General features: G+C 71.6%; 17 protein-coding genes. 8 read left to right on the top strand and 9 right to left on the bottom strand.

The window, feature by feature from the left end; translation table 11 throughout:
- Window positions 1-6: 6 nt before the first annotated feature.
- The 4 genes from ACFVR6_RS09730 (at window position 7) to ACFVR6_RS09745 (ending at window position 4,630) form a co-directional block, all read left to right on the top strand.
- A complete protein-coding gene (locus ACFVR6_RS09730) occupies window positions 7-1,551 on the top strand; it encodes a family 20 glycosylhydrolase (RefSeq protein ID WP_386961961.1) in 1,545 nt (514 codons plus the stop codon).
- On the top strand, window positions 1,548-2,690 hold the full coding sequence (gene nagA / locus ACFVR6_RS09735; protein WP_386961964.1) for an N-acetylglucosamine-6-phosphate deacetylase: 1,143 nt from the start codon (window positions 1,548-1,550) through the stop codon (window positions 2,688-2,690). Before ACFVR6_RS09730 ends, nagA begins: the two co-directional genes overlap by 4 nt.
- Window positions 2,691-2,825: 135 nt before the next feature.
- Window positions 2,826-3,224, top strand: coding sequence for a YrdB family protein (locus tag ACFVR6_RS09740; protein WP_386961967.1), 399 nt, complete (start codon window positions 2,826-2,828; stop codon window positions 3,222-3,224).
- Window positions 3,221-4,630 (top strand): FAD-binding oxidoreductase, encoded by a 1,410-nt coding sequence (locus ACFVR6_RS09745; RefSeq protein ID WP_386961970.1) that lies wholly within the window; start codon window positions 3,221-3,223, stop codon window positions 4,628-4,630. Before ACFVR6_RS09740 ends, ACFVR6_RS09745 begins: the two co-directional genes overlap by 4 nt.
- Window positions 4,631-4,713: 83 nt before the next feature.
- Here the strand turns inward: ACFVR6_RS09745 and nagB are convergent, their stop codons facing one another.
- From nagB to ACFVR6_RS09775, 6 genes are all read right to left on the bottom strand, one after another.
- Entirely contained in the window at window positions 4,714-5,493 is a 780-nt protein-coding gene (gene nagB / locus ACFVR6_RS09750) for a glucosamine-6-phosphate deaminase (protein WP_386961973.1), read from the bottom strand.
- Window positions 5,486-6,394 carry an ROK family protein gene (locus tag ACFVR6_RS09755; RefSeq protein WP_386962851.1) on the bottom strand — a complete coding sequence of 303 codons (909 nt, stop codon included), beginning with the start codon at window positions 6,392-6,394 and terminating at the stop codon, window positions 5,486-5,488. The genes nagB and ACFVR6_RS09755 overlap by 8 nt, the downstream gene beginning before the upstream one ends.
- Window positions 6,395-6,396: 2 nt before the next feature.
- The gene (locus tag ACFVR6_RS09760) at window positions 6,397-7,272 is read right to left on the bottom strand and encodes a carbohydrate ABC transporter permease (protein ID WP_386961976.1); all 876 of its coding nucleotides are present in this window, start codon (window positions 7,270-7,272) and stop codon (window positions 6,397-6,399) included.
- On the bottom strand, window positions 7,269-8,243 hold the full coding sequence (locus tag ACFVR6_RS09765) for a carbohydrate ABC transporter permease (protein WP_386961979.1): 975 nt from the start codon (window positions 8,241-8,243) through the stop codon (window positions 7,269-7,271). The genes ACFVR6_RS09760 and ACFVR6_RS09765 overlap by 4 nt, the downstream gene beginning before the upstream one ends.
- Window positions 8,244-8,328: 85 nt before the next feature.
- The gene (locus ACFVR6_RS09770; protein ID WP_386961983.1) at window positions 8,329-9,564 is read right to left on the bottom strand and encodes an extracellular solute-binding protein; all 1,236 of its coding nucleotides are present in this window, start codon (window positions 9,562-9,564) and stop codon (window positions 8,329-8,331) included.
- Between the two features lie 67 nt (window positions 9,565-9,631).
- Entirely contained in the window at window positions 9,632-10,804 is a 1,173-nt protein-coding gene (locus tag ACFVR6_RS09775; protein ID WP_386961986.1) for an ROK family transcriptional regulator, read from the bottom strand.
- A 203-nt stretch (window positions 10,805-11,007) separates the two neighbouring features.
- Here ACFVR6_RS09775 and ACFVR6_RS09780 point away from each other — a divergent pair, with 203 nt between their 5' ends.
- The 3 genes from ACFVR6_RS09780 (at window position 11,008) to ACFVR6_RS09790 (ending at window position 14,016) form a co-directional block, all read left to right on the top strand.
- Window positions 11,008-12,498: a L,D-transpeptidase family protein gene (locus ACFVR6_RS09780; protein ID WP_386961988.1), complete on the top strand. Its 1,491-nt coding sequence runs from the start codon at window positions 11,008-11,010 to the stop codon at window positions 12,496-12,498.
- A gap of 28 nt (window positions 12,499-12,526) precedes the next feature.
- Window positions 12,527-13,501, top strand: coding sequence for an acetylxylan esterase (locus ACFVR6_RS09785; RefSeq protein ID WP_386961991.1), 975 nt, complete (start codon window positions 12,527-12,529; stop codon window positions 13,499-13,501).
- A gap of 62 nt (window positions 13,502-13,563) precedes the next feature.
- Window positions 13,564-14,016 (top strand): GNAT family N-acetyltransferase, encoded by a 453-nt coding sequence (locus ACFVR6_RS09790; RefSeq protein ID WP_386961994.1) that lies wholly within the window; start codon window positions 13,564-13,566, stop codon window positions 14,014-14,016.
- A 129-nt stretch (window positions 14,017-14,145) separates the two neighbouring features.
- Here ACFVR6_RS09790 and ACFVR6_RS09795 read toward each other — a convergent pair whose 3' ends face one another.
- From ACFVR6_RS09795 to ACFVR6_RS09805, 3 genes are all read right to left on the bottom strand, one after another.
- Window positions 14,146-16,365, bottom strand: coding sequence for an NADP-dependent isocitrate dehydrogenase (locus ACFVR6_RS09795; RefSeq protein WP_386961997.1), 2,220 nt, complete (start codon window positions 16,363-16,365; stop codon window positions 14,146-14,148).
- 77 nt (window positions 16,366-16,442) lie between these two features.
- Window positions 16,443-18,575, bottom strand: coding sequence for an alpha-galactosidase (locus ACFVR6_RS09800; protein ID WP_386961999.1), 2,133 nt, complete (start codon window positions 18,573-18,575; stop codon window positions 16,443-16,445).
- Complete coding sequence (locus ACFVR6_RS09805) at window positions 18,572-19,594, bottom strand: LacI family DNA-binding transcriptional regulator (RefSeq protein WP_386962002.1); 1,023 nt, start codon at window positions 19,592-19,594, stop codon at window positions 18,572-18,574. The genes ACFVR6_RS09800 and ACFVR6_RS09805 overlap by 4 nt, the downstream gene beginning before the upstream one ends.
- 280 nt (window positions 19,595-19,874) lie before the next feature.
- Between ACFVR6_RS09805 and ACFVR6_RS09810 the strand changes: the two genes are divergently transcribed.
- Window positions 19,875-21,191 carry an ABC transporter substrate-binding protein gene (locus ACFVR6_RS09810; protein ID WP_386962005.1) on the top strand — a complete coding sequence of 439 codons (1,317 nt, stop codon included), beginning with the start codon at window positions 19,875-19,877 and terminating at the stop codon, window positions 21,189-21,191.
- The last annotated feature ends 4 nt before the right edge of the window (window positions 21,192-21,195 follow it).

Genomic DNA, 21,195 nt, shown 5'->3' on the forward strand with positions numbered 1-21,195 from the left:
GGCAGTGTGCCGCACTCCCCTCTCCCTCTCGTCCCCCTGCCCGCTTCCGCCGCCGCCCGCGAGGGTGCCGGCCTGCGGATCGGCGACGCCACGCATCTCACCGGCGATCTCGACGCCGCCGCCGCGTTCGCCGACCTGCTGGCGGTGCGCACCGGCATCCGCCTCGCCGCCCCGGGCGCCGCTCCGGCAGAGGGCGCCGACACGATCGAGTTCCGACTGGAGCCGACTCGCGCCGCCGGGCGCGAGTCGTACGCGATCACGGTGGACGCGGCATCCGCCGTCGTCGCCGCCCCCGACGAAGCGGGCCTCTACTACGGCGCGCAGACCCTCGCGCAGCTGGTCACCGGCGACGGCGAGGGCGGCCGGCGGATCCCGTCCGTCGAGATCGCCGACGCCCCGCGGTTCGCGTACCGCGGCGTCATGCTCGACGTCTCCCGCCACTTCTTCCCCGTCGAGACGGTGTGCGCCTTCATCGACCGCGCCGCGGCACTGAAGCTCAACCACCTGCACCTGCACCTCACCGACGACCAGGGCTGGCGCATCGAGCTGGCCTCCCGGCCCGAGCTGACCGCGCGGGCGTCGTCCACCGCCATCGGCGGCGACGCCGGGGGCTTCTACACCCGCGCCGACTACGCGGCCATCGTCGCCCACGCCGCGTCCCGCCACATGACCGTGGTCCCCGAAGTCGACGTGCCCAGCCACACCCACGCCATCGGCCTGGCCTACCCCGACCTCGCCGAGGCGCCGGTCATCACCGACACCGTCCGCGAGATCGCGGCGCAGTTCGGCGGCGGTCTCCCCGCCGCCGGCACCCCGTACACCGGCTTCGCGGTCGGCTTCTCGTCACTGAAGACCCGCGACGAGGCGACCTACGACTTCCTCGCCGACGTGCTCGGCGAGCTCGCCGCGATGACCCCCGGGCCCTACCTGCACATCGGCGGCGACGAGTGCCTGGGCACCGACCCGGCCGACTTCGCCGAGTTCATCGCTCGGGTGACCGAGATGGTCGCCAACCTCGGCAAGACCCCTATCGCGTGGCACGAGGCCGGCGCCGTCCGTGAGATCGCGCCGTCCACGATCGGCCAGTACTGGGGGCTCGTCTCCCCCACCGCCGACAGCGCGGCCGCGGCCCAGGCGCTCGTGCGCGGCGGGTCGCAGCTGATCATGTCGCCCGCCGATGCGGTCTACCTCGACATGAAGCGCGACCCGGAGGGCCCGCTCGGGCTCCTCTGGGCCAACGGCGCCACCAGCGTGCAGCGCGCCTACGAGTGGGAGCCGACGGCGGTCATCGACGGCGTCGGGGAGGCGGACATCCTGGGCGTCGAGGCGCCGCTGTGGACCGAGACGGTCAGGACCCTCGCCGACATCGACGCGCTCGTGTTCCCCCGCATCGCGGCGGCCGCCGAAGCCGCGTGGTCGCCCGCCACCGGCACCGACCCCGACCGCACGTGGGAGTCGTTCCGCGTCCGGCTGGCCGCGCAGGGTGCGGCTTGGGAGGCCGCCGGCATCGGCTTCGACCGCTCGCCGGAGATCGACTGGTCGGCCGCATGAGCGTCGCCCGCGTCGTCCACGACGTCCGCCTCGTCGACGCCGGTCGCATCGAGGATGCCGCCTGGGTCGCCTTCGACGCCGGCCGCGTCGTCGCCACCGGGCACGGCGACTCCTGGCGGGAGCTCGCCCCGCGCGAGGCCCACGACGGCGGCGACGCATGGCTGACCCCGGGTTTCGTGGACATCCACGGCCACGGCGGCGCGGGCTGCGCGTTCGACGACGGCGACGACGCGATCGCGACCGCCAGGGCGATGCACCGGGCCCACGGCACGACGCGCGCCGTGCTGTCGCTCGTGACCGCGTCGGTCGACGACCTCGTCGCGCGCGTCGCGACCGTCGCGCGGCTCGCACACGCGGATGCCACGATCCTGGGCTCGCACCTGGAGGGACCCTTCCTCGACGTGGGACACAAGGGCGCCCACACCGCGAGCCTGCTGCGCGCGCCCGACGCGGCATCCGTCGACCGACTGCTGCAAGCCGCCGACGGCACGCTGCGCCAGGTGACGCTCGCCCCCGAGCTTCCCGGCGCGACCGACGCGATCGCCCGGTTCGTCGCGGCGGGCGTCGCCGTGGCCGTCGGGCACACCGATGCCGACGCCGATGCCGCGCGGCGTGCGTTCGACGCCGGCGCGACCATCCTCACGCATGCCTTCAACGGCATGCGCGGCATCCACCACCGCGCGCCGGGTCCGGTCGTCGCCGCGATGGGGGACGACCGCGTGACGCTCGAGCTCATCGCCGACGGCGCGCACGTGCACCCCGATGTCATGCGGCTGGCCTTCGCCGGGGCACCCGGACGCATCGCGCTCATCACCGACGCGATGGCCGCCGCCGGCTCCGCCGACGGGGCCTACACGCTCGGCGGCCTCGCCGTGACGGTGACCGACGGCGTCGCCCGCCTCGACGACGGCGGCTCGATCGCCGGGTCGACGCTGACACAGGATGCCGCGCTGCGGCTCGTCACCGCCGAGTGCGGCGTGCCCGTCGCCGACGCGGTGGCGGCCCTCACGACCGTGCCCGCGCACGCGATCGGCGCCGCCGCGGGGTCCCTCGCCGTCGGGGCGACCGCCGACGCCGTCCTGCTGGATGCGGGGCTGAACGTGCGCGAGGTGTGGGTCGACGGCGAGCCCCCGGCCTGACCGCTCCCGGCCGTGTGCCGAGCGCAGGAGATGTCGCGGAGGTAGGACCAATCCGCGGCATCCCTCCTACATCCGCCCCTTCTCCTACGCTCGGCACGGGGCGGGGTCGCCCGGGGCCGCGCGTAGACTGGGATCATGTCCGACCTGCCTTCCGTGCGTCCCGCGCCCCCCGCCGAGCCGCAGCCGCAGCCGGGCATGCGCCCGGCGCTGAACGTGCTCGACGTGCTGTCGGTGCTGTGCGGCGTCTTCGCCTTCGGCACGCTGGCGTTCTGGGGCTTCGTGGCCTGGGACTGGCCGTGGAACCTCGTCGTCGGCATCGGGGCACCGGTGGTCGCCATCCTGCTGTGGGCGCTGTTCGTGTCGCCGCGCGCCGTGCTGGCGGTGCACCCGTTCGTGCGCGCGCTGGTGGAGCTGTTCGTCTACGCCGCCGCGACCATCGCGTGGTGGGCCCTCGGCCACACCTGGGTGGGTCTGGGCTTCGCCGTCGTCGCCGTCACCGTCGGCGTGATCGTCGGACGCCGCCGCTTGGCATGACCGGACACGCAGGTCCTCGGGCGTCAGCGGCGACGCCGACCAGCGGGACCGACGTCGTCGCACTGCTGCGCGCTGCCCTCGGCGACCGCGTGGACACCTCCCCTGCCGCCCTCGACGACGCCCGAGCGGACAAGTCGGGTCACGCCTCGGCGGGTCGCCCGCTTGCCCTCGTGCGCGCGGCATCCGTCGCCGACGTGCAGGCGACGCTGCGCATCGCCACCCGCACCCGCACGCCCGTCGTCACGCGCGGGGCGGGCACCGGCCTCGCCGGCGGCGCCAATGCCGGTCCGGGCGAGATCGCGCTGTCGGTGCGCGACATGGACCGCATCCTCGAGGTGCGACCCGACGACCTGCTCGCGGTCGTCGAACCCGGCATCCTCAACGCCCGGCTCAACGCCGCCCTCGCCCCGCAGGGCCTGTGGTGGGCGCCCGACCCGGCGAGCCGCGAGATCTCCACCGTGGGCGGCAACATCGCCACCGGTGCGGGCGGGCTGCTCTGCGCCAAATACGGCGTCGTCCGCGACGCGGTGCTGGCCCTGGACGTCGTCCTCGCCGACGGCCGACTGCTGCGCCTCGGGCATCGCAGCGTCAAGGGCGTCACCGGACTCGACCTCACCGCCCTCATGATCGGCTCCGAGGGGACGCTCGCGGTCATCGTCGGCGCGACCCTGAAGCTCCGTCGACTCGTGCCCGGCACCGCCCGCACCCTCGCGGCGACCTTTCCCGACGTGCGCGCCGCGGCGGTGGGGTCGGCCGCGGTCACCGCCAGCGGCATCCAGCCGGCGATCATGGAGCTGATGGATGCCACGTCGCTGCGGGCCGCGCACCGACTGCTGAGCCTGCCGGATCCCACCCCGGGCGCCGCACAGCTGACGATCCAGACCGACGGACCGGCCGCGCACACCGAGGCCGAGGCGATCGCAGCCGTGCTGTCCGACGCGGGCGGCGCCGTCGTGCTCGCCGCCGACGCCGCCGAGGGCGAACGCCTTCTCGCGGTGCGTCGGGCGATGCACCCCGCGATGGAGTCGCTGGGGATGACCCTCATCGAAGACGTCTCGGTACCGCGCAGCATGCTGCCGGCGATGTTCGACGAGATCGCGCGCATCGAACGCGACTACGGCATGGTCATCCCCACCGTGGCTCACGCCGGCGACGGCAACCTGCATCCGAACTTCGTCTTCGCCGGCCCCGACGTGCCGCCGGAGGTGTGGGCCGCCGCCGACGAGCTGTTCCGTGCGGCGCTGCGCCTGGGCGGCACCCTCACCGGCGAGCACGGGATCGGCGTGCTCAAGCGCCGGTGGCTGGCCGACGAGTTGGGCGAGGACCAGTGGCGGCTGCAGCGCGACATCGCGCGTGTGTTCGACCCGCTCGGCATCCTGAACCCCGGCAAGGTCTTCACCGCCTGAGCGCCGGCGCCGGCGCGCGGGCCGACAAGCCGCCGCGGCGCGCGCCGTGCGCGCCCGCGGCCACCCCGGGGATCAGACGCGGGTCAGAGCCCCTGCCATGCGGGCTTGTGCGCCCACGCGTAGCGGTAGTAGTCGGCGCGGGTGAGGCGGGATGCCGCGGCCTCGTCGACGATGACGGTCGTGTGCGGGTGCAACTGCACGGCGGAGCCCGGCAGCGATGCGCTCACCGGCCCCTCCACGGCACCGGCGATGGCCTCGGCCTTGCCCTCGCCGAACGCGAGGAGCACGAGGTGACGGGCGGCGAGGATCGTGCCGAGACCCTGCGTGATGCAGTGCACGGGCACCTCGTCGACGGAGTCGAAGAACCGCGCGTTGTCGGCGATGGTCTGCTCGGTGAGCGTCTTCACGCGCGTGCGCGAGGCGAACGACGAGCCGGGCTCGTTGAAGCCGATGTGACCGTCGGTGCCGATGCCGAGGATCTGCAGGTCCACCCCGCCCGCCTCGGCGATGCGGCGCTCGTAGTCGGCGCCCGCATGCTCGATGCCGTCGAGCGACCCGTCCGGCACGTGCACGCGCTCGGGATCCAGCCCGAGCGGCTCCACGACCTCGCGGAAGATGACGTTGCGGTAGCTCTCGGGATGGGCGGGGTCGATGCCGACGTACTCATCCAGCGCGAACCCGCGCACCCGCGACAGGTCGACCTCGCCGCGCCGCGCCCGCAGCGCCTCGTACACCGGCAGCGGGGTGGAGCCGGTGGCAAGACCCAGCACGGCATCGGGCGTGCGCCGCACGAGCGAGAGGATCTCCTCCGCGACGAGGGATCCGGCCTCTGCCGGGGTGGGGACGATGACGATCTCAGCCATGAGTGTGTACCTCCTCGGGCGCGGATGCCGCGCCGACCAATGCCGCGCCCAGAGCTGCGGCGGGGGAACCGGCCGGCAGCAGCGTGACCCTTCCATCCAACCGCAGTGAGCGCAGAAAATCCGATGCGACGGCCCGTGAATTCAGTTCTTTCCGCACGGGTGCCGCGATCCGCTCCCCGAGCCCGGTGAGTCCGCCGCCGAGCACGACGACATCGACGTCGGTGGTGAGCACGAGCACCTGCACCGCCGCGGCGACCGCCCGCACCGCCCCGGCCCGCAGGGCGTCGGCTTCGCTGTCGCCGGCATCCGCCGCGTCGAACAGGTCGCGCACCGGCAGCTCACCCGCCCGCCGCCACCGGTCGGCCAGGGCCGCACCACCGGCGAGCGCCTCGATGCAGCCACGCTGACCGCAGCGGCACGGCGGTCCCGCGGGGTCGATGCAGATGTGCCCGACTTCGCCCGCCGCGCCCCGCGCGCCCCGCCAGAGCCGGCCGTCCGCGACGATGCCGGCGGCGACCCCCGTGCCGAGGTTGAGGTAGGCCAGCGATCCGGGCAGCCCACGCAGGGCGTACGCGCCGAGCGCGGCGGCCTTCACGTCGTTCTCCACCGCGACCGGCGCGCGGACGAGCGGGGCGAGGGCGGCCCACAGATCGAGGTCGTCGATGCCGAGGTTGATCGCGTGGGTGACCCGTCCGTCCTCGATCTGCCCGGGGATGCCCACGCCGACCGAGCGCACCGGGCCGACCTGTTGCTGCAGGGCGGCGACGGCGGCGGCGATGCCCGCCACGACCGCCGCGTCTCCCCACCCGGTGCGCGTGCGCACCTGCGCGACGACGCGGTCGTCATCGTCGATCGCGACGCCGAGGGTCTTGGTGCCGCCGACGTCGAGTCCGACGCGCACCATCAGCCTTTGACCGCCCCGGAGACCATGCCACCGGTCATGCGGCTCTGCACGATGAGGAAGAACACCACGACCGGTACCGCCACGAGCGTGGAGCCGGCCATGAGCTCGGCCCAGTTGATGCCGCCGTTCGGGTCGAGGAACGTGCGCAGCCACACCGGCAGCGTCATCGCCTCGGGCCTCGGGTTCAGCACGAGGGCGAAGACGAACTCGTTCCACGCCTGGATGAACCCGAACACCCCGGTGGCGACCAGTCCCGGCGCCAGGAGGGGGAAGGTGATCTTCCAGAACGCCTGCGAGCGGCTGAGTCCGTCGATCATGGCGGCCTCCTCCAGTTCGATCGGCACACCGTTGACGAAGCCGCGCAGGGTCCAGATGGTGAAAGGCAGCACCGTGGCGATGTACACCAGCGACAGCCCGATGACGGTGTTCAGCAGCTGCCAGCCGTCGATGAGGCGGAACACCGAGATGATCATGGCCTCGGCCGGGATCATCTGGATGACGAGGATCGTGATGATGAACGGCGCCCGGCTGCGGAAGCGGAACCGCGTGACGGCGAGGGCGGCGAGGAACGCGAAGACCAGCGCGACCGCGACGGTCAGCAGCGCCACCATGAGCGAGTTGCCCAGCGCCGGGAGGAACGGCGCGCGGGCCGAGCCCGAGACGACGCCGAGGTAGTTCTCGAGCGTGAAGTTGTCGGGCCAGAAATGCAGCTCGCTGCCGCGCACCTGCCCGTTGGGCTGGAACGAGGTGTTCACCATCCAGTAGACGGGGAACACCGACGCGGCGAAGACGACGAGGGCGGCCGCGACGGTCAGCACGGAGCCGACGCGGCGGCCCACGCGCGACGGGCGACGGACGGACACGGCGACGCTCACAGCGATTCCTCCTTGACACTCCGGCGCACGTAGAACGCCGAGAGCCCGACCAGCAGCAGCACGACGAGCACGGAGATCGCCCCGCCCGCGCCGAAGTCGCCGGAACCCAGCGAGACGCGGTAGATGTACACCCCGAGGGTGTTGGTCTGCTCAGCGAGTCCGCCGATCGACTGCAGCGCGTAGATCTGGGTGAACACCCGCAGATCCCAGATGACCTGCAGGATCGTCACGATCGCGAGGATCGGGCGGATGTAGGGCACGACGACGAGGAAGAAGCGCTTCGCCGCCCCCGCGCCGTCGAGCTGCGCCGCCTCGAGCACCTCGTCGGGCACCTGGGTGAGCCCGGCATAGACCGTGAAGGCGACGAAGGGAACGGCACCCCACACGATGATGATCGTGGCGACGAAGAAGAAGCTGAGCGGCTCGAGGAGCCACGAGTGACCGGCGTACTGCTCCAGCCCGAAGACGTTGACCAGCACGTTGTTGATCACGCCGTACTGGGTGTCGAAGATCCAGCCCCACACGATCGTCGCCGACAGCGGCGGCATCGCCCAGGCCAGCAGCAGGCCGATCGAGACGGTGGTGCGCAGCACCGTGCCGAGCCGCTTCATCAGCAGCGCGACGAGGACGCCGAGGACCATCGTGACCACGACGCACACCGCCGCGAACACGAGGGAACGGCCGAGCACCTGCCAGAACTCGGGGTCGGTGAGGACGTCGACGTAGTTGGCGAGCCCGACGAAATCGGGCGCGGCGCCGAAGACCTGCGCCCGGCCGAACTCCTGCACGCTCATGATGAGCAGCTGCAGCAGCGGCCAGCCCGTGATGAGGGTGAGCACGATGAGTGCGGGGACGAGCAGGGCGTACGGGGTGAAGCGGCCGCTCCGCCGCCCGCGGCGGGGCAGGAGCGGATCGGGGGTGTCGTCGTCGACGACCCCCGTCGGGGGGCCGAGGGTGCTCTGGGTGGTCATGGTGCTCCTCAGGGAAGGGCGGGCCGGCGGCGGTGTCCGCCGCCGGCCCCGACATCACCGGGTGCGGCACGGGGCCGCATCCGGATCAGCCGTTGAGGATGTCCTCGATCTTGGTGTCGACCTCGGTCGCGAGCTCGGCGACGTCGCCACCCTGGGCGATCTTGACGAAGAAGTCCTCCAGCACGCGCGAGGCCTCCACCTCGGCCCAGTTGGGCGAGGCCGGGGTCAGCTTGGCGTTACCGGCCGCTTCGGTGAACGCCATCGCCTCCGGGGTGTCGCCGAGCGTCGAGGCGAGCGACTTCTTGGCGGGGATGAGCCCGTTCTCGCCGTAGATGGTCTGGAATTCATCGCTCATGATGATCTCCAGTGCGCTCTTGGCGAGCTCGGGGTGGGCGGACTTCGCCGAGATGCCGATGTTGGAGCCACCCGCGAACACCTGCGCGGCACCGCCGTCGGCGCCCGGGAGGGCGTAGACGAAGGGCGCGGCGGGAGCCGGGTCGGTCTCGCACTCGCTCGCGAGCCCCAGCGCCCAGTTGGGAGCCGAGAACTGGATCGCGGTGCCCTCGCAGTACGGGGTCCACGGCTCCGCGTTGTCGCCGTCCTTGGGCGCGGTCGATGCGGCGGTCATGAGGTCCTGCACCTGCAGGAGACCCGCGACCGACTCGTCGGAGCTCAACTGCGCGTCCCACTGGTCACCGTCGGCGACGGCGAGCTCGCCGCCGTTCTCCCAGATGAACGGAAGCGCGTTGTACCAGTCCTGACCGGCGAAGTAGATGCCCGAGTCGCCGGGGTTGGCGGCGGCGAGCTCCTTGGCCTGCGCGATGTAGTCCTCGAGCGTCTCGGGGGCGGCGGCGACCAGCGCCGGGTCGGCGAAGACGACGCGGGCACCGGAGTACAGCGGCGGAGCGTAGAACGCCCCGTCGTAGCTGCCGGCTTCCACGAAGCCGGGCAGCAGGTCGTCGCCGCCGAGGTCCTCGTAGATGTCCGAGATGTCCAGGAGAGCCCCGACCGAGGTGAAGGCGGGGGCCTGCGTGTTGCCGAACTCGACGAGGTCGGGGCTGTCGGAGCTGGACAGGCTCGTGGTGAGCTTGTCGACCAGTCCGTCCCAGGACTGCTCCTCGATCACCAGCGTCGACCCGGGGTTCTCCTCGGCGAACGTGTCGGTGAGGTAATCACGGGCATCCTGGGGCGTGTCGGTGCCGACCAGCCAGACACGGATCTCTGCGCCTTCGGCATCGTCGCCGCCGGTGCTGCCGCTGCAGCCGGTGAGCACGAGCGCCGCGGCGCCGAGGAGCGCAGCGGCTCCAAGCGTCTTGTTCATGGTGTTCCTTCGTTCTCGTGGTGGGGTGTGGTTTTCGTGGGTGGTGGGGCCGGGCGGCCCGATGCGGTCAGGACACTCCCAAGCGTCCTGACAGGACCATGACGGCGGCGCCGCGCAGGACGATGTCCGCGCCTTGCTCCGTCATCCGCACCCGCAGACCCTCGTGGAACTCGGCGAGGGTGCGGGTGCGGAGGGTCTCGGCGGCCTGCTCCGCAAGCGGGCCGTCGAGCAGTTCGGGTGGGCCGGAGAGCACGATCTCCGACAGGTCGAGCGCGCCGACCACCGGTGCCAGGGCGATGCCCAGACGCTCCCCGGCATCGCGGAGGATGCCGTCGCGGTCGGCGTCGCCGGCGGTGGCCAGGCGCGCGGTCAGGGCGGGGGCGGACAGCCAGGCCTCCAGGCATCCGTCCTTGCCGCATGCGCACGACGGACCGCCGTCGGTGCCGACGGTGACGTGGCCGATCTCACCTGCGGCGAACCGGCCGCCGCGCATCGGCTGTCCCCCCGCGAGGAGGCCCGAGCCGACACCGCGGTCGACCTTCACCAGCAGCACGTCCTCGCCTGCCCCGCCGAAGGTGTACTCGGCGAGCACCGCGGCGTTGGCGTCGTTGGCGACGAGGATCGGCAGCCCCAGCTCGCCGGCGAGGATCGCCCGCAGCGCGAGGCCCGACCAGCCGAAGGTCGGCGCGGTGAGCACCACCCCGTCGTCGTCGACGATGCCGGGGGTGCCGATGCCCACGCCCAGCACGGGCACCTGCGAGTCGGCGACGAGTTCGCGGATGAGCGCGGACAGGGCGGCGACGACCGCGTCGCCGGCGGGAAGGGGGATGTCGCGGCGCACCACGATCTCGCCGTCGAGGGTGAGGATGGCGCCGAGGATGCGGTCGGTGCCCGACAGGTCGATGCCGACGATGCGGTGCCCCTCGCGATCGAGGTCGACGAGCATCGCGGGCTTGCCGGGGCCGGAGGCTTCGCGCACGCCGCGTTCGGCGATGAAGCCGTCGACCATGAGCTCGGCGACGAGGTCGGAGATCGTCACGCGCGTGAGGCCGGTCTCCCGGGCGAGATCGGCGCGGCTCATCGGGCCGCGCTGGAACAGCGTCTGCAGCACGAGGGAGCGGTTGTGGGCACGGGCGTGCTCCGGGAGCACCTTGCCGCCGGTGCGCAAGGTACGCGCGGTGCCGTATCCGCGCAGGGCGGAGTCGGTGGCGGTCATTCGCAGGGCGTCGGTGCCGGACATGTTTGTTAGTAGAACTTACGAATGAAGCCCCCCGCAATGCCGCGACCTCCGTTTGCAAGGACTGTTTACAAAAACGTTACGTGGCGCCCTCCGGGCGGACCGGATCCTCCCCGCGCGACCGTGACCTACCCGTTGCCCCGCGTGGCCACGACGTCCCTTACCATGGGGAGGACGTATCGGAGCACGCAACCGGGGGGTGGAACGTGACGGACGTAGTCACACGGACTGACATCGACGAATCTGACGCCGTCTCGGCGGACGATTCACCGACCCTGGCGCTCGGCGCCGCCGGCGATGACAACGGCAACGGCGAGGTGCAGTGGGCACCGGCCGAGCCCGCACGCAAGAAGCGCCACCTCGGCCTGTGGATCGGCATCCCCGTGGGCGTGGCGGCACTGGGCGCCGTCGCGGCATCGTTCATGCTGATCGCCCCCGGCACGACCGTCGCAGGCGTGCCGGTCGGACTCCTCACCCCCGGTGCTGCCGGCGAAGCGGTCGCCGAGCGGCTGCAGAACACCGAGATCGTCGTCGGCGACGGCGACGCGGTGTCGGCCGCCGATCTGGGCGCGCAGCTGGATGCCCGTGCGATCGCCGAGACCGCCTTCGAGGCGCGCCCCGCGTGGAACGTGACCCAGTGGTTCGGCGATCCCGTGCCCGCGACGGTCACGATCGACCCCGCGCTCACGGCAGCGGCCCTCCAGACGGCGGCGCCGGCGTTGTACACCGCGCCGACCGACGCTGCGCTCACCTTCGACTCCGCCTCGCAGACCTATGTCGTCACGCCCGCCGTCGACGGCGAAGGCGTCGACCCGGCAGCGGTCGAAGCCGGTCTGCAGCAGGCGCTCAACGACGGCGCGACGACCGTGGTGCTCGATGACCCCGCTCTCGCCCCCGTCACGCCGCTGACCACCACCGCGACTGCCCAGGGCAGCGCCGACGTCCTCAACGCCATGCTCGACTCCGCCGGCTTCTACGTCGGCGAGGAGCGCACGGTCCCGATCGACCGTGCCGTACTGGCATCCTGGATCACCCTCAGCACGGGTGAGGACGGTGCTTTCGACTTCGTCGTCGACCCCGCCGTCATCCAGCCCGTCGTCGACACCCTGCCGGGTCTGGTCGATCGCGCCGCGGTGGATGCCACCATCATCACCAACACGGCCGGCGAGAAGCTCTGGGACATCCAGGCCGGTCAGGCCGGGCGGGCGCTCGAGACCACCGACGGCATCGCCGCCGGCTTCGCCGAGCAGCTGGCCGACGGCAACGCGGTGTACACCCTCCCGGTGGTCGAGACCGAGTTCCAGACCACGGCGCTGGCACGCACCATCGACGTCAACCTGAGCGCGCAGCGCGTGACCCTGTACGAGAACGGCGCCGTCGTGGACTCGTGGGCGGTCTCGACCGGCAAGCAGGGCGCGCGCACGACGCCGGGCAACTTCACGATCCAGAGCATGTACCCGGTGCAGACCCTGTACGGCACGTACCGCGGGCCCAACGGTGAAGACCTCGGTCCGTACGTGCAGCCCAACGTGAAGTGGATGATGTACTTCAACGGCGGGCAGGCCTTCCACGGCGTCTACTGGCACAGCAACTGGGGCACCCCCAGCAGCCACGGGTGCGTCGGCATGGCCGAATGGCGAGCTGCGCAGCTGTACGACTGGGCCGCTCCCGGCGTCGAAGTGTCGGTGCACTACTGACCCTCCCTCACCCCCTATCGTGGCGAGCGTGCCACGATTCGACCTGACCCCGACAGAGCTGACGGCGTACCGCCCGGACGTGCGCGAACCCGACGATTTCGACGACTTCTGGTCGCGGACGATCGCCGAGTCGCGCGCCGCGGGAGGCGAGGTGCGGCGGGTGCTCGTCGACACCCCGTTCACGGTGTTCGACGTCTACGACCTCACCTTCCCCGGCTTCGGCGGCGAGCCGGTCACCGCCTGGCTGACGCTGCCGCGCGGTGCGACGGGGCCGCTGCCGGCGGTCGTCGAGTTCAACGGCTACGGGGGCGGCCGGGGCCTCCCCGGTGAACGCAGCGACTGGGCCGCGGCCGGCTACGCGCACCTGTTCATGGACACCCGCGGGCAGGGTTCCACGTGGGGTTCCGGCGGCGACACCCCCGACCCGCACGGGACGGGCCCGAGCGCCAACGGGTTCCTCACGCGCGGCATCGACCACCCCGACACCTACTACTACCGGCGCGTGTTCACCGACGGCGTGCGCGCGGTCGACGCGATCCGGTCGCTGCCCGAGGTCGACGCCACGCGCGTCGCGATCGCCGGCGGCAGCCAGGGCGGCGGCATCACGCTCGCCGTGGCGGGCCTGAGCGACGGCCTCATCGCCGCGATGCCCGACGTGCCGTTCCTCTGCCACTTCGAGCGCGCGGTGGGACTCACCGACAGTGACCCCTACCAGGAGGTCGTGCGCTACCTGTCGGTGCACCGCGGCGCCGACGAGCGCGTGTTCGACACCCTGTCGTACTTCGACGGCGCGAATTTCGCCAAGCGGGCCACCGCCCCGGCGCTGTTCTCCGTGGCCCTCATGGACCCGGTGTGCCCACCGTCGACGGTGTACGCCGCGTTCAACCACTACCGCGCAGACAAGAGCATCGAGGTCTACACGCACAACCAGCACGAGGGCGGGCAGGCCTTCCAGTGGTACGCGCAGGCGGCGTTCCTCGCCGCACGTGCGACCGCTGTGTGAAATCCCGGTGACGGGTTCACCCCGAACTTCGACAGGACGCGAAACCCCGTTACCCTGTGGGAATGGCTGAGCTGCGTGTAGAAGAACTGTCGGCATCCACGATCGTCGCGGTCAACAACATGTCGCTCAAGCCGGGGCAGGAGCGCTTCCTCGCCCCCGAGAGCTACGCGATCGCGGCCACGGTCGTGAACCCGTCGACGTCGTGGCAGCGCGTCGTGCTCGACGGCGATGAGGTCGTCGGGTTCGTCAGCGCCAACTTCGACCCCGAGGCGCCGCAGGATCACTTCCGCTCGGTGCTGTGGCGCATCAACGTGGATGCCGACGACCAGGGCCGCGGTGTCGGCCGCTTCGCCGTCGAGCAGCTGCTGGACGAGGCGCGCACCCGCGGGATGGACCACGTCAACGTCATCTACGAAGCGGGCGCCGACGGTCCCGACACGTTCTTCCGCCGCGTCGGCTTCACCCCCGTGGGCGAGACGGAGTACGGCGAGGTCGTCGCCGAGATCCGCCTCTAGCCCGCCGCGCGGGCGCCCGTCCGTCCGTCCGACGCTGAAACTACAACTGGCGGCCGAGGCAATGGGAAATAACCATCGTCTCGGCCGCCAGCTGTAGTCTCACGGTCCGGGTGGGGACCGGGGACGGGGTCAGGCGAGCGCGTCGATCACCGTGTTGAAGGTGGTGGACGGGCGCATCACGGCCTCCACGCGGGCGGTGGCGGGGCGGTAGTAGCCGCCGATGTCGACGGGCGAACCCTGTACGGCGTTCAGCTCGTCGACGATCGTCTGCTCCTGGGATGCCAGCGCCTCGGCCACCGGGGCGAAGACGGCGGCGAGCTCGGCATCCGCCGTCTGGTTCGCCAGCTCCTGCGCCCAGTACAGGGCGAGGTAGAAGTGGCTGCCGCGGTTGTCGATCGTGCCGAGCTTGCGCCCGGGCGACCGGTCCTGCTCGAGGAACGTGCCCGTTGCGGCATCCAGCGTGTCGGCCAGCACCTGCGCCTTGGCGTTGCCGGTCGTGGTCGCGAGGTGCTCGAGGGATGCCGCGAGGGCGAAGAACTCCCCCAGCGAGTCCCAGCGCAGGTAGTCCTGCTCCAGCAGCTGCTGCACGTGCTTGGGCGCGGAGCCGCCGGCCCCGGTCTCGAACAGCCCGCCGCCGGCGAGCAGCGGCACGATCGAGAGCATCTTGGCGCTCGTGCCGACCTCGAGGATGGGGAAGAGGTCGGTGAGGTAGTCGCGCAGCACGTTGCCGGTCACCGAGATGGTGTCCTCACCCTTGCGGATGCGGTCCAGCGAATACTGGGTCGCCTCGGCGGGCGCGAGGATCTCGATCGTGAGTCCCGACGTGTCGTGGTCGGCGAGGTAGGTCTTCACCTTCTCGATCAGCTGCGCGTCGTGGGCGCGCGCGGCGTCGAGCCAGAAGACGGCGGGCACGCCGGTGGCGCGGGCACGCGTGACGGCGAGCTTCACCCAGTCGCGCACCGCGATGTCCTTCGTCTGCGTCGCACGCCAGATGTCGCCGGGGGCGACGGTGTGCTCGAGCAGCACGTCGCCGGCCGAGTTCACGACCTGCACGACTCCCTCGGACGCGATCTCGAACGTCTTGTCGTGGCTGCCGTACTCCTCGGCCGCCTGGGCCATGAGGCCGACGTTGGGGACGCTGCCGATGGTCGCCGGGTCCAGCGGACCGTGGGCGATGACGTCGTCGATGACGCTCTGGTACACCCCGGCGTAGGAGGAGTCCGGGATGACGGCGATGGTGTCGTCCTCGCCGCCGTCGGCGCCCCAGAGCTTCCCGCCGTTGCGCACGAGCGCCGGCATCGAGGCATCCACGATGACGTCGGACGGCACGTGGAGGTTGGTGATGCCCTTGTCGGAGTTGACGTAGGACAGGCGCGGGCCGTGGGCCATCGCGTCGGTGAAGGCCGCGATGATCTCCTCGCCGCCTTCGACGGTCGCAAGGCCCGACAGGATGCCGCCGAGGCCGTCGTTCGGGGTGAGACCGGCGGCGGCGATGCGGTCGCCATACCGGGCGAACACGTCGGCGAAGTAGGCGCGCACGACGTGGCCGAAGATGATGGGGTCGCTGACCTTCATCATCGTGGCCTTCAGGTGCACGGAGTACAGCACGTCGTCGGCCTCGGCCGCGCGCAGCGTCTCGGCGAGGAAGGCGTCCAGCGCCGCCGCCGAGAGGAACGTGGCATCCACGATCTCGCCGGGGAGGACCTTCAGCCCGTCCTTGAGGGTCGTGACGGTACCGTCGGATGCCACGTGGCGGATCGTCAGCACGTCATCGGCCGGGATCACGACGGAGGCCTCGTTCGACTTGAAATCGTCGTGGCCGAGCGTCGCGACGCGGGTCTTGGAGCCCTCCGCGAACGGCTTGTTGCGGTGCGGGTGCTTGCGGGCGTAGTTCTTCACCGACAGCGGCGCGCGGCGGTCGCTGTTGCCCTCGCGCAGCACCGGGTTCACCGCGGAGCCCTTGATGCGGTCGTACCGGGCGCGGATGTCCTTCTCCTCGAGCGTGGTGGGCTCGTCGGGGTAGTCCGGGATGTCGTAGCCGGCGGCCTGCAGCTCGGCGATGGCGGCCTTGAGCTGCGGGATGGAGGCGGAGATGTTGGGGAGCTTGATGATGTTCGCCTCGGGCAGCGTGGCGAGCCCACCGAGCTCGGCCAGCGCGTCGCCGACCTGCTGCTGGGGCGTCAGGCGCTGCGGGAAGGCGGCCAGCACGCGGCCGGCGAGCGAGATGTCCCGCGTCTCGACGGTCACCCCGGCCTGACCGGCGTAGGCCTGCACGATCGGCAGGAACGACGCCGCGGCCAGCGCCGGCGCCTCGTCGGTGTAGGTGTAGATGATGGTCGGCTCGGTCATCCGTGTCTCTCCATTCGCGAGCTGCATTTGTCTCGATATCAAGATACCCCGGGCACGTGTGGGCGTCAGCCTCGGGCTCACTCCGCCTGCAGGTGCAGCACGAACGCCTGCGCCGGCCAGAGGGTGGGAAGCTGCAGTCCGATGCCCCTGAGCACGGCACCGGGCAGCACGATCGCGCCCGCGGTGAACCACTCCGGCGCGACCCACCCGTAGGCGGCGTCGCCGATCTCGCGACGCACCCGCACGCGGTAGCGGCGGTCGTCGTCGAGCCCGGGGATGCGCAGCCGCTCGGCGCGGGCATCCTCGAGGCTCGCGACGGTCGCGACGATCACGACGGCCTCCTCGCCGGCGACGTAGGCCGTCGCCCGCCACGCCGGGTCGCGCAGCACCGGGTGATGCACCCGCCCGGTGTGCACGATCGGGCGGAGCTCCTTGTACAGCGCGGCGAAGCGGGCGAGCACGGCGACCTCGTCGGCGTCGCACGAGAGCAGGTCCCACTCGAAGCCCGCCGAGCCCATGAGACTCGTCGCGAGCCGGTACGACAGTGTCGTGCGCCGCCCCGAGCTGTGGGCGTCGGTGGGGCCGACGTGCGCGCCGACGAGTTCGGGCGGCAGCAGCAGCCCGGTCCACCGCTGGATGTCCTGCCGCTCGATGGGATCGTTCGAGTCACTCGCCCACACGCGGTCGCACACCTCGAGCATGCCGAGGTCGGTGCGCGCCCCGCCGCTGGAGCAGGATTCGATCTCGAGCAGCGGATGCCGGTGCTTCAGGTCGCGGATGAGTCGGTACACCGCCGTCATCTGCGCGTACCCTCCGGGGCGGCCCTCGTGGACGCTCTCGACGAGGTCGCGGTTGTGGTCCCACTTGATGAAGTCGATGCCGAGCTCGCCGATGAGCGCATCCATCCGGTCCCGCACGTGCGCGAACGCCCCGGGGTGGGCGAGGTCGAGCACGTACTGCTGCCGCCACGACAGCGCCTCGGGGTGGTCGAGGTGGCCCGGTTCGTGCAGGAGCCAATCGGGGTGCGCGCGGGCGAGGTCCGAATCCAGGCTCACCATCTCGGGCTCGAACCACAGCCCGAACTGCATCCCCCGCGCGTGCACCCGCGCGGCGAGCGGCCCGAGGCCGTCGGGCCACACCGCGGCATCGACCACCCAGTCCCCGAGACTGGTCGAGTCGTCGCGGCGACCCTGGAACCAGCCGTCGTCGAGCACGAACCGCTCCACGCCGATCTCGGCGGCCCGGTCGGCCAGCGCGGCAAGGCGCTCGGGACTCTGGTCGAAGTACACCGCCTCCCACGTGTTGAGCACGAGCGGGCGCGGCGCGCGGGGATGCTGCGGGCGCGCGCGCATCCACGTGTGCACGCGCGCGGCGAATCCGTCGAGTCCGTCTGCGCTGTACACGAAGGCGACGCGCGCCGCCGCGAAGTGCTCGCCGCCGCCCAGCACGATCTCCCCCGGCTGCAGCAGCTCGCCCGCGCCGATCAGCGGGGCGGCGTCGGTGAGCCGGTCGGTGCGCATCGTGACATCCGAAGACCACGCCGCGTGCACGCCCCACACCTCGCCCTCGCCCCACCGCGCGGCACCGCGCGAGACGATCGCGGCGACCGGCGCGTCGTGGCCGGGCCGGCCGCGGCGGGACTGGCGCACCGTCGAGCCGGGCGGAAGGTCCAGGGCCACCGGCCGCTTCTCGCGCGTCCACCGACCGTCGAAGGTCAGCAGCGCGTCGGCACCGGCAGGCACGGGCAGCGTCGCCTCCAGCCAGCCGATCTCCACCGGCTCCGCACCCTCCGGCAGCTCCAGCCGCTGATCGACCCACACGACGCCGCCCGCCTCGATCGCGAGCCCGATCCGCAGCCGCAGCCCGGATGCCGCGTCGTCGGCGACGACGGTGATGTCCCACTCGCCGGAGACGACCTCCCCCACCCGCCAGCGCGGGTGGTGCAGCACGCCGCGGCGGCGCAGCTGCATCCCCGGCCGTCCCGTGAACCCGTCGCCCTCCTGCGGCGACAGCGACACCTGCCACGCCGCATCGAAGGTACCGGGCGGGGTCTGGCGGCTCAGCGCGACCGACAGCGCCTCGAGGTCGTCGGTCGAGAGCGGACCGAGCACCCCGCCCCAATGCAGCACACTCGGCAGCCGGTCCCCGTCGAACTCGAGCACCACCGCGACGCCGTGGGCCTCCAGGTGCAGGTGTCGCCTCGTCGTCATGGCATCCTCTCGTGCGGCGGGCGCTCGCCTGTGCCCCGCTCCAGCACCCACGTGGGCAGCGCGATCTGCTGGGTGAACCCGGCCGGGTCGGCCATGCGCTCGATCGCGAGCTCCGCCGCACGACGACCGAGCTCGAGCGGGTCGTAGCTGATGACGCTGACGCCCAGCACGTCGGCGGTGTCGAAGTCGTCGAAGCCGACGAAAGCGGTACGTCCGTCGTCGCGGCGCTCGCGCAGCACGCGGAGGGCGCTGATCGTGACGCGGTTGTTCCCGGCGATCAGCGCCGTCGGTGCATCCTCACGGTCGAGGAGGTCGGCGACGAGCGGATCGGCGGGCACGGTGAGGTCGTCGCCCAGGCGCTCCCAGCGATGCGAGTCGTGGATGTCGTAGCGGGCGAGCGCGTCGCGGTAGCCGCGCAGGCGCTCGGACTGGGTGTACACCGACGCCGGGTTGCAGACGTATCCGATCCGGCGGTGCCCGCGGGCGAGGAGGCGCGAGGTGGCATCGAACACGCCCCGGTGGTTCTCGAGCACGACGGCGTCGGCGACCAGGTTGCGCGCGGGCCGGTCGATGGCGATGACGGGCGTCCCCAGCTGCCTCTCCCCCTCGAGGTAGGACTGGTCCTCGGCGACCGGGATGAGCAGCAGCGCCCCGATCCGCTGCGCGAGCAGCGCATCGGCCACCCGCTCCTCGCCCTCGGGGGTGTCGTCCGTGGTGGCCACGACCAGCCCGTACCCGCTCGCGGCGAGCTGCTTCTCGATGCCGGAGGCGACCTTGTAGTAGAACGGGTTGCCGAGCTCCCCCATGATGAACCCGACGGTGTTGGTGCCGCCGCCGCGGCGGAGCCCGCGCGCGAGCGTGTTCGGGCGGAAGCGCAGCCGCTTGGCCGCCGCGAGCACGCGCTCCACCGTCTCGGGGGCGACCAGCTCACGGTGGGTGAACACCCGCGACACGGTCTTCGAGCTCACACCCGCCAGGCGCGCGACATCGTCGAGCGTGGCCCGCTGCTGCACCGTCATCGGCTCGTCCCTCCGTCGCGACCCGGCCAGGCTAGCAGGTCTTCGGGCGATGACGACGTGGGACATTACAGCGGACATTTGCCGGACAGGACGTTTCGAAACAGCGAGAACAGCCCAGATCAGGCACGGCTTTTTTCGGGAAATGGATGCAGGGACATCGCGAGACAGCGTTGTCATGCGGCCCTTGCGCAGCCCGTGCGGACGGACCTAATCTGACCCGCGAAACCCCGCGATGATGCGAGGCGCGAAGTTCGAGGGCGAACCGAAGAGGAGACATCACATGGCACGGAAGGCTTTGGCAGGCATCGGCCTGCTCGCCGCCGCCGGCATCGTACTCAGTGGCTGCGCAGGCGGCGGCGGGGGCGGCGACGCCGACAACACCATCGACGGGGAGGTTCAGGGCGAGATCAAGGTCATCACCTGGCGCACCGATCTCGTCGAGGACGGCACGTTCGAGCAGTACGCCGCGGCGTTCAACGAGGAGTACCCCGACGTCACCGTCACCTTCGAGGGCATCACCGACTATGCCGGCGAGATGCTCACCCGCATGAGCACCACCAACTACGGCGATGTCATCGGCATCCCCGCCATCCAGCCCGACCAGTACGAGCAGTTCCTCGAGCCGCTGGGCCAGACCGCCGATTTCGAGGACACCTACCGGTTCCTCCCGGCGGCGAGCTTCGACGGCACGCAGTACGGCATCGCCTTCGGCGGCAACGCCAACGGCGTGGTCTACAACAAGCGCGTCTTCGAAGAGGCCGGCGTCACGACCCTCCCCACGAGCGAGGCGGAGTGGCTCGCCGCGCTGCAGCAGGTCGCGGACAACACCGACGCCATCCCGCTGTACACCAACTACAAGGACGGCTGGCCGCTGACCCAGAGCTTCGGCAACCTGGGGGGCATCACGAACGACCCCGACGCGCCCATCACCATGGCCGAGGACCCGGCGCCGTGGACCGAGGGCACGGACATGTACGCGATCGACTCGCTGCTGTACGAATCGGTCGCGGCGGGGCTGACCGAGCCCGACCCGCTGACGACCAACTGGGAGCAGTCGAAGGTGGACCTCGGCACCGGCAAGATCGCCGCGATGACGCTCGGCTCGTGGGCCATTTCCCAGATGCAGGATGCCGCCGAGACCGGCGGCGCCTCCGCCGACGACATCGGTTTCATGGCCTTCCCCGCCTCCGTCGACGGCGCGCAGTACGCCGTGATCGGCGGCGACTACAACCTCGCCGTCAGCAAGCACTCGACAGCCAAGGCGGCCGCCTGGGCATGGATCCAGTGGGTCGTGGAGCACTCCGGGTACACCGAGGCGCAGGGCATGGTCTCCCCCGTCATCGATGCAGAGCTGCCCTCTACGCTGGCTGGTCTGTCGGACGCCGGGGTGGAACTCATGGAGATCAACCCCGCCCCCGCCGGCAAGGAGGGTCTCATCAACGAGATCGCCGACGACTCGCAGATCGATCTGTACGGCCCCCTCTACCGGCAGAAGCTCGTGGACATCGCCCGGGGAGCCGCCGACGGCGACAAGGCGAGCTACTTCGCCGAGCTCAACGAGCGCTGGGCGGCGTCCGCCGCGAACGTCGCGGACTGATCGG

The organism is Microbacterium sp. NPDC058021 (assembly GCF_042885955.1).
Classification (GTDB): domain Bacteria; phylum Actinomycetota; class Actinomycetes; order Actinomycetales; family Microbacteriaceae; genus Microbacterium.

Excerpts from the sequence above, each read along its gene's own strand:
- ACFVR6_RS09795 (WP_386961997.1), bottom strand. The coding sequence starts at position 16,365 with ATGACCGAGCCGACCATCATCTACACCTACACCGACGAGGCGCCGGCG.
- ACFVR6_RS09740 (WP_386961967.1), top strand. The coding sequence starts at position 2,826 with ATGTCCGACCTGCCTTCCGTGCGTCCCGCGCCCCCCGCCGAGCCGCAG.
- ACFVR6_RS09810 (WP_386962005.1), top strand. The coding sequence starts at position 19,875 with ATGGCACGGAAGGCTTTGGCAGGCATCGGCCTGCTCGCCGCCGCCGGC.
- ACFVR6_RS09800 (WP_386961999.1), bottom strand. The coding sequence starts at position 18,575 with ATGACGACGAGGCGACACCTGCACCTGGAGGCCCACGGCGTCGCGGTG.
- ACFVR6_RS09790 (WP_386961994.1), top strand. The coding sequence starts at position 13,564 with ATGGCTGAGCTGCGTGTAGAAGAACTGTCGGCATCCACGATCGTCGCG.
- ACFVR6_RS09770 (WP_386961983.1), bottom strand. The coding sequence starts at position 9,564 with ATGAACAAGACGCTTGGAGCCGCTGCGCTCCTCGGCGCCGCGGCGCTC.
- ACFVR6_RS09805 (WP_386962002.1), bottom strand. The coding sequence starts at position 19,594 with ATGACGGTGCAGCAGCGGGCCACGCTCGACGATGTCGCGCGCCTGGCG.
- nagB (WP_386961973.1), bottom strand. The coding sequence starts at position 5,493 with ATGGCTGAGATCGTCATCGTCCCCACCCCGGCAGAGGCCGGATCCCTC.
- ACFVR6_RS09765 (WP_386961979.1), bottom strand. The coding sequence starts at position 8,243 with ATGACCACCCAGAGCACCCTCGGCCCCCCGACGGGGGTCGTCGACGAC.
- ACFVR6_RS09775 (WP_386961986.1), bottom strand. The coding sequence starts at position 10,804 with ATGTCCGGCACCGACGCCCTGCGAATGACCGCCACCGACTCCGCCCTG.
- nagA (WP_386961964.1), top strand. The coding sequence starts at position 1,548 with ATGAGCGTCGCCCGCGTCGTCCACGACGTCCGCCTCGTCGACGCCGGT.
- ACFVR6_RS09745 (WP_386961970.1), top strand. The coding sequence starts at position 3,221 with ATGACCGGACACGCAGGTCCTCGGGCGTCAGCGGCGACGCCGACCAGC.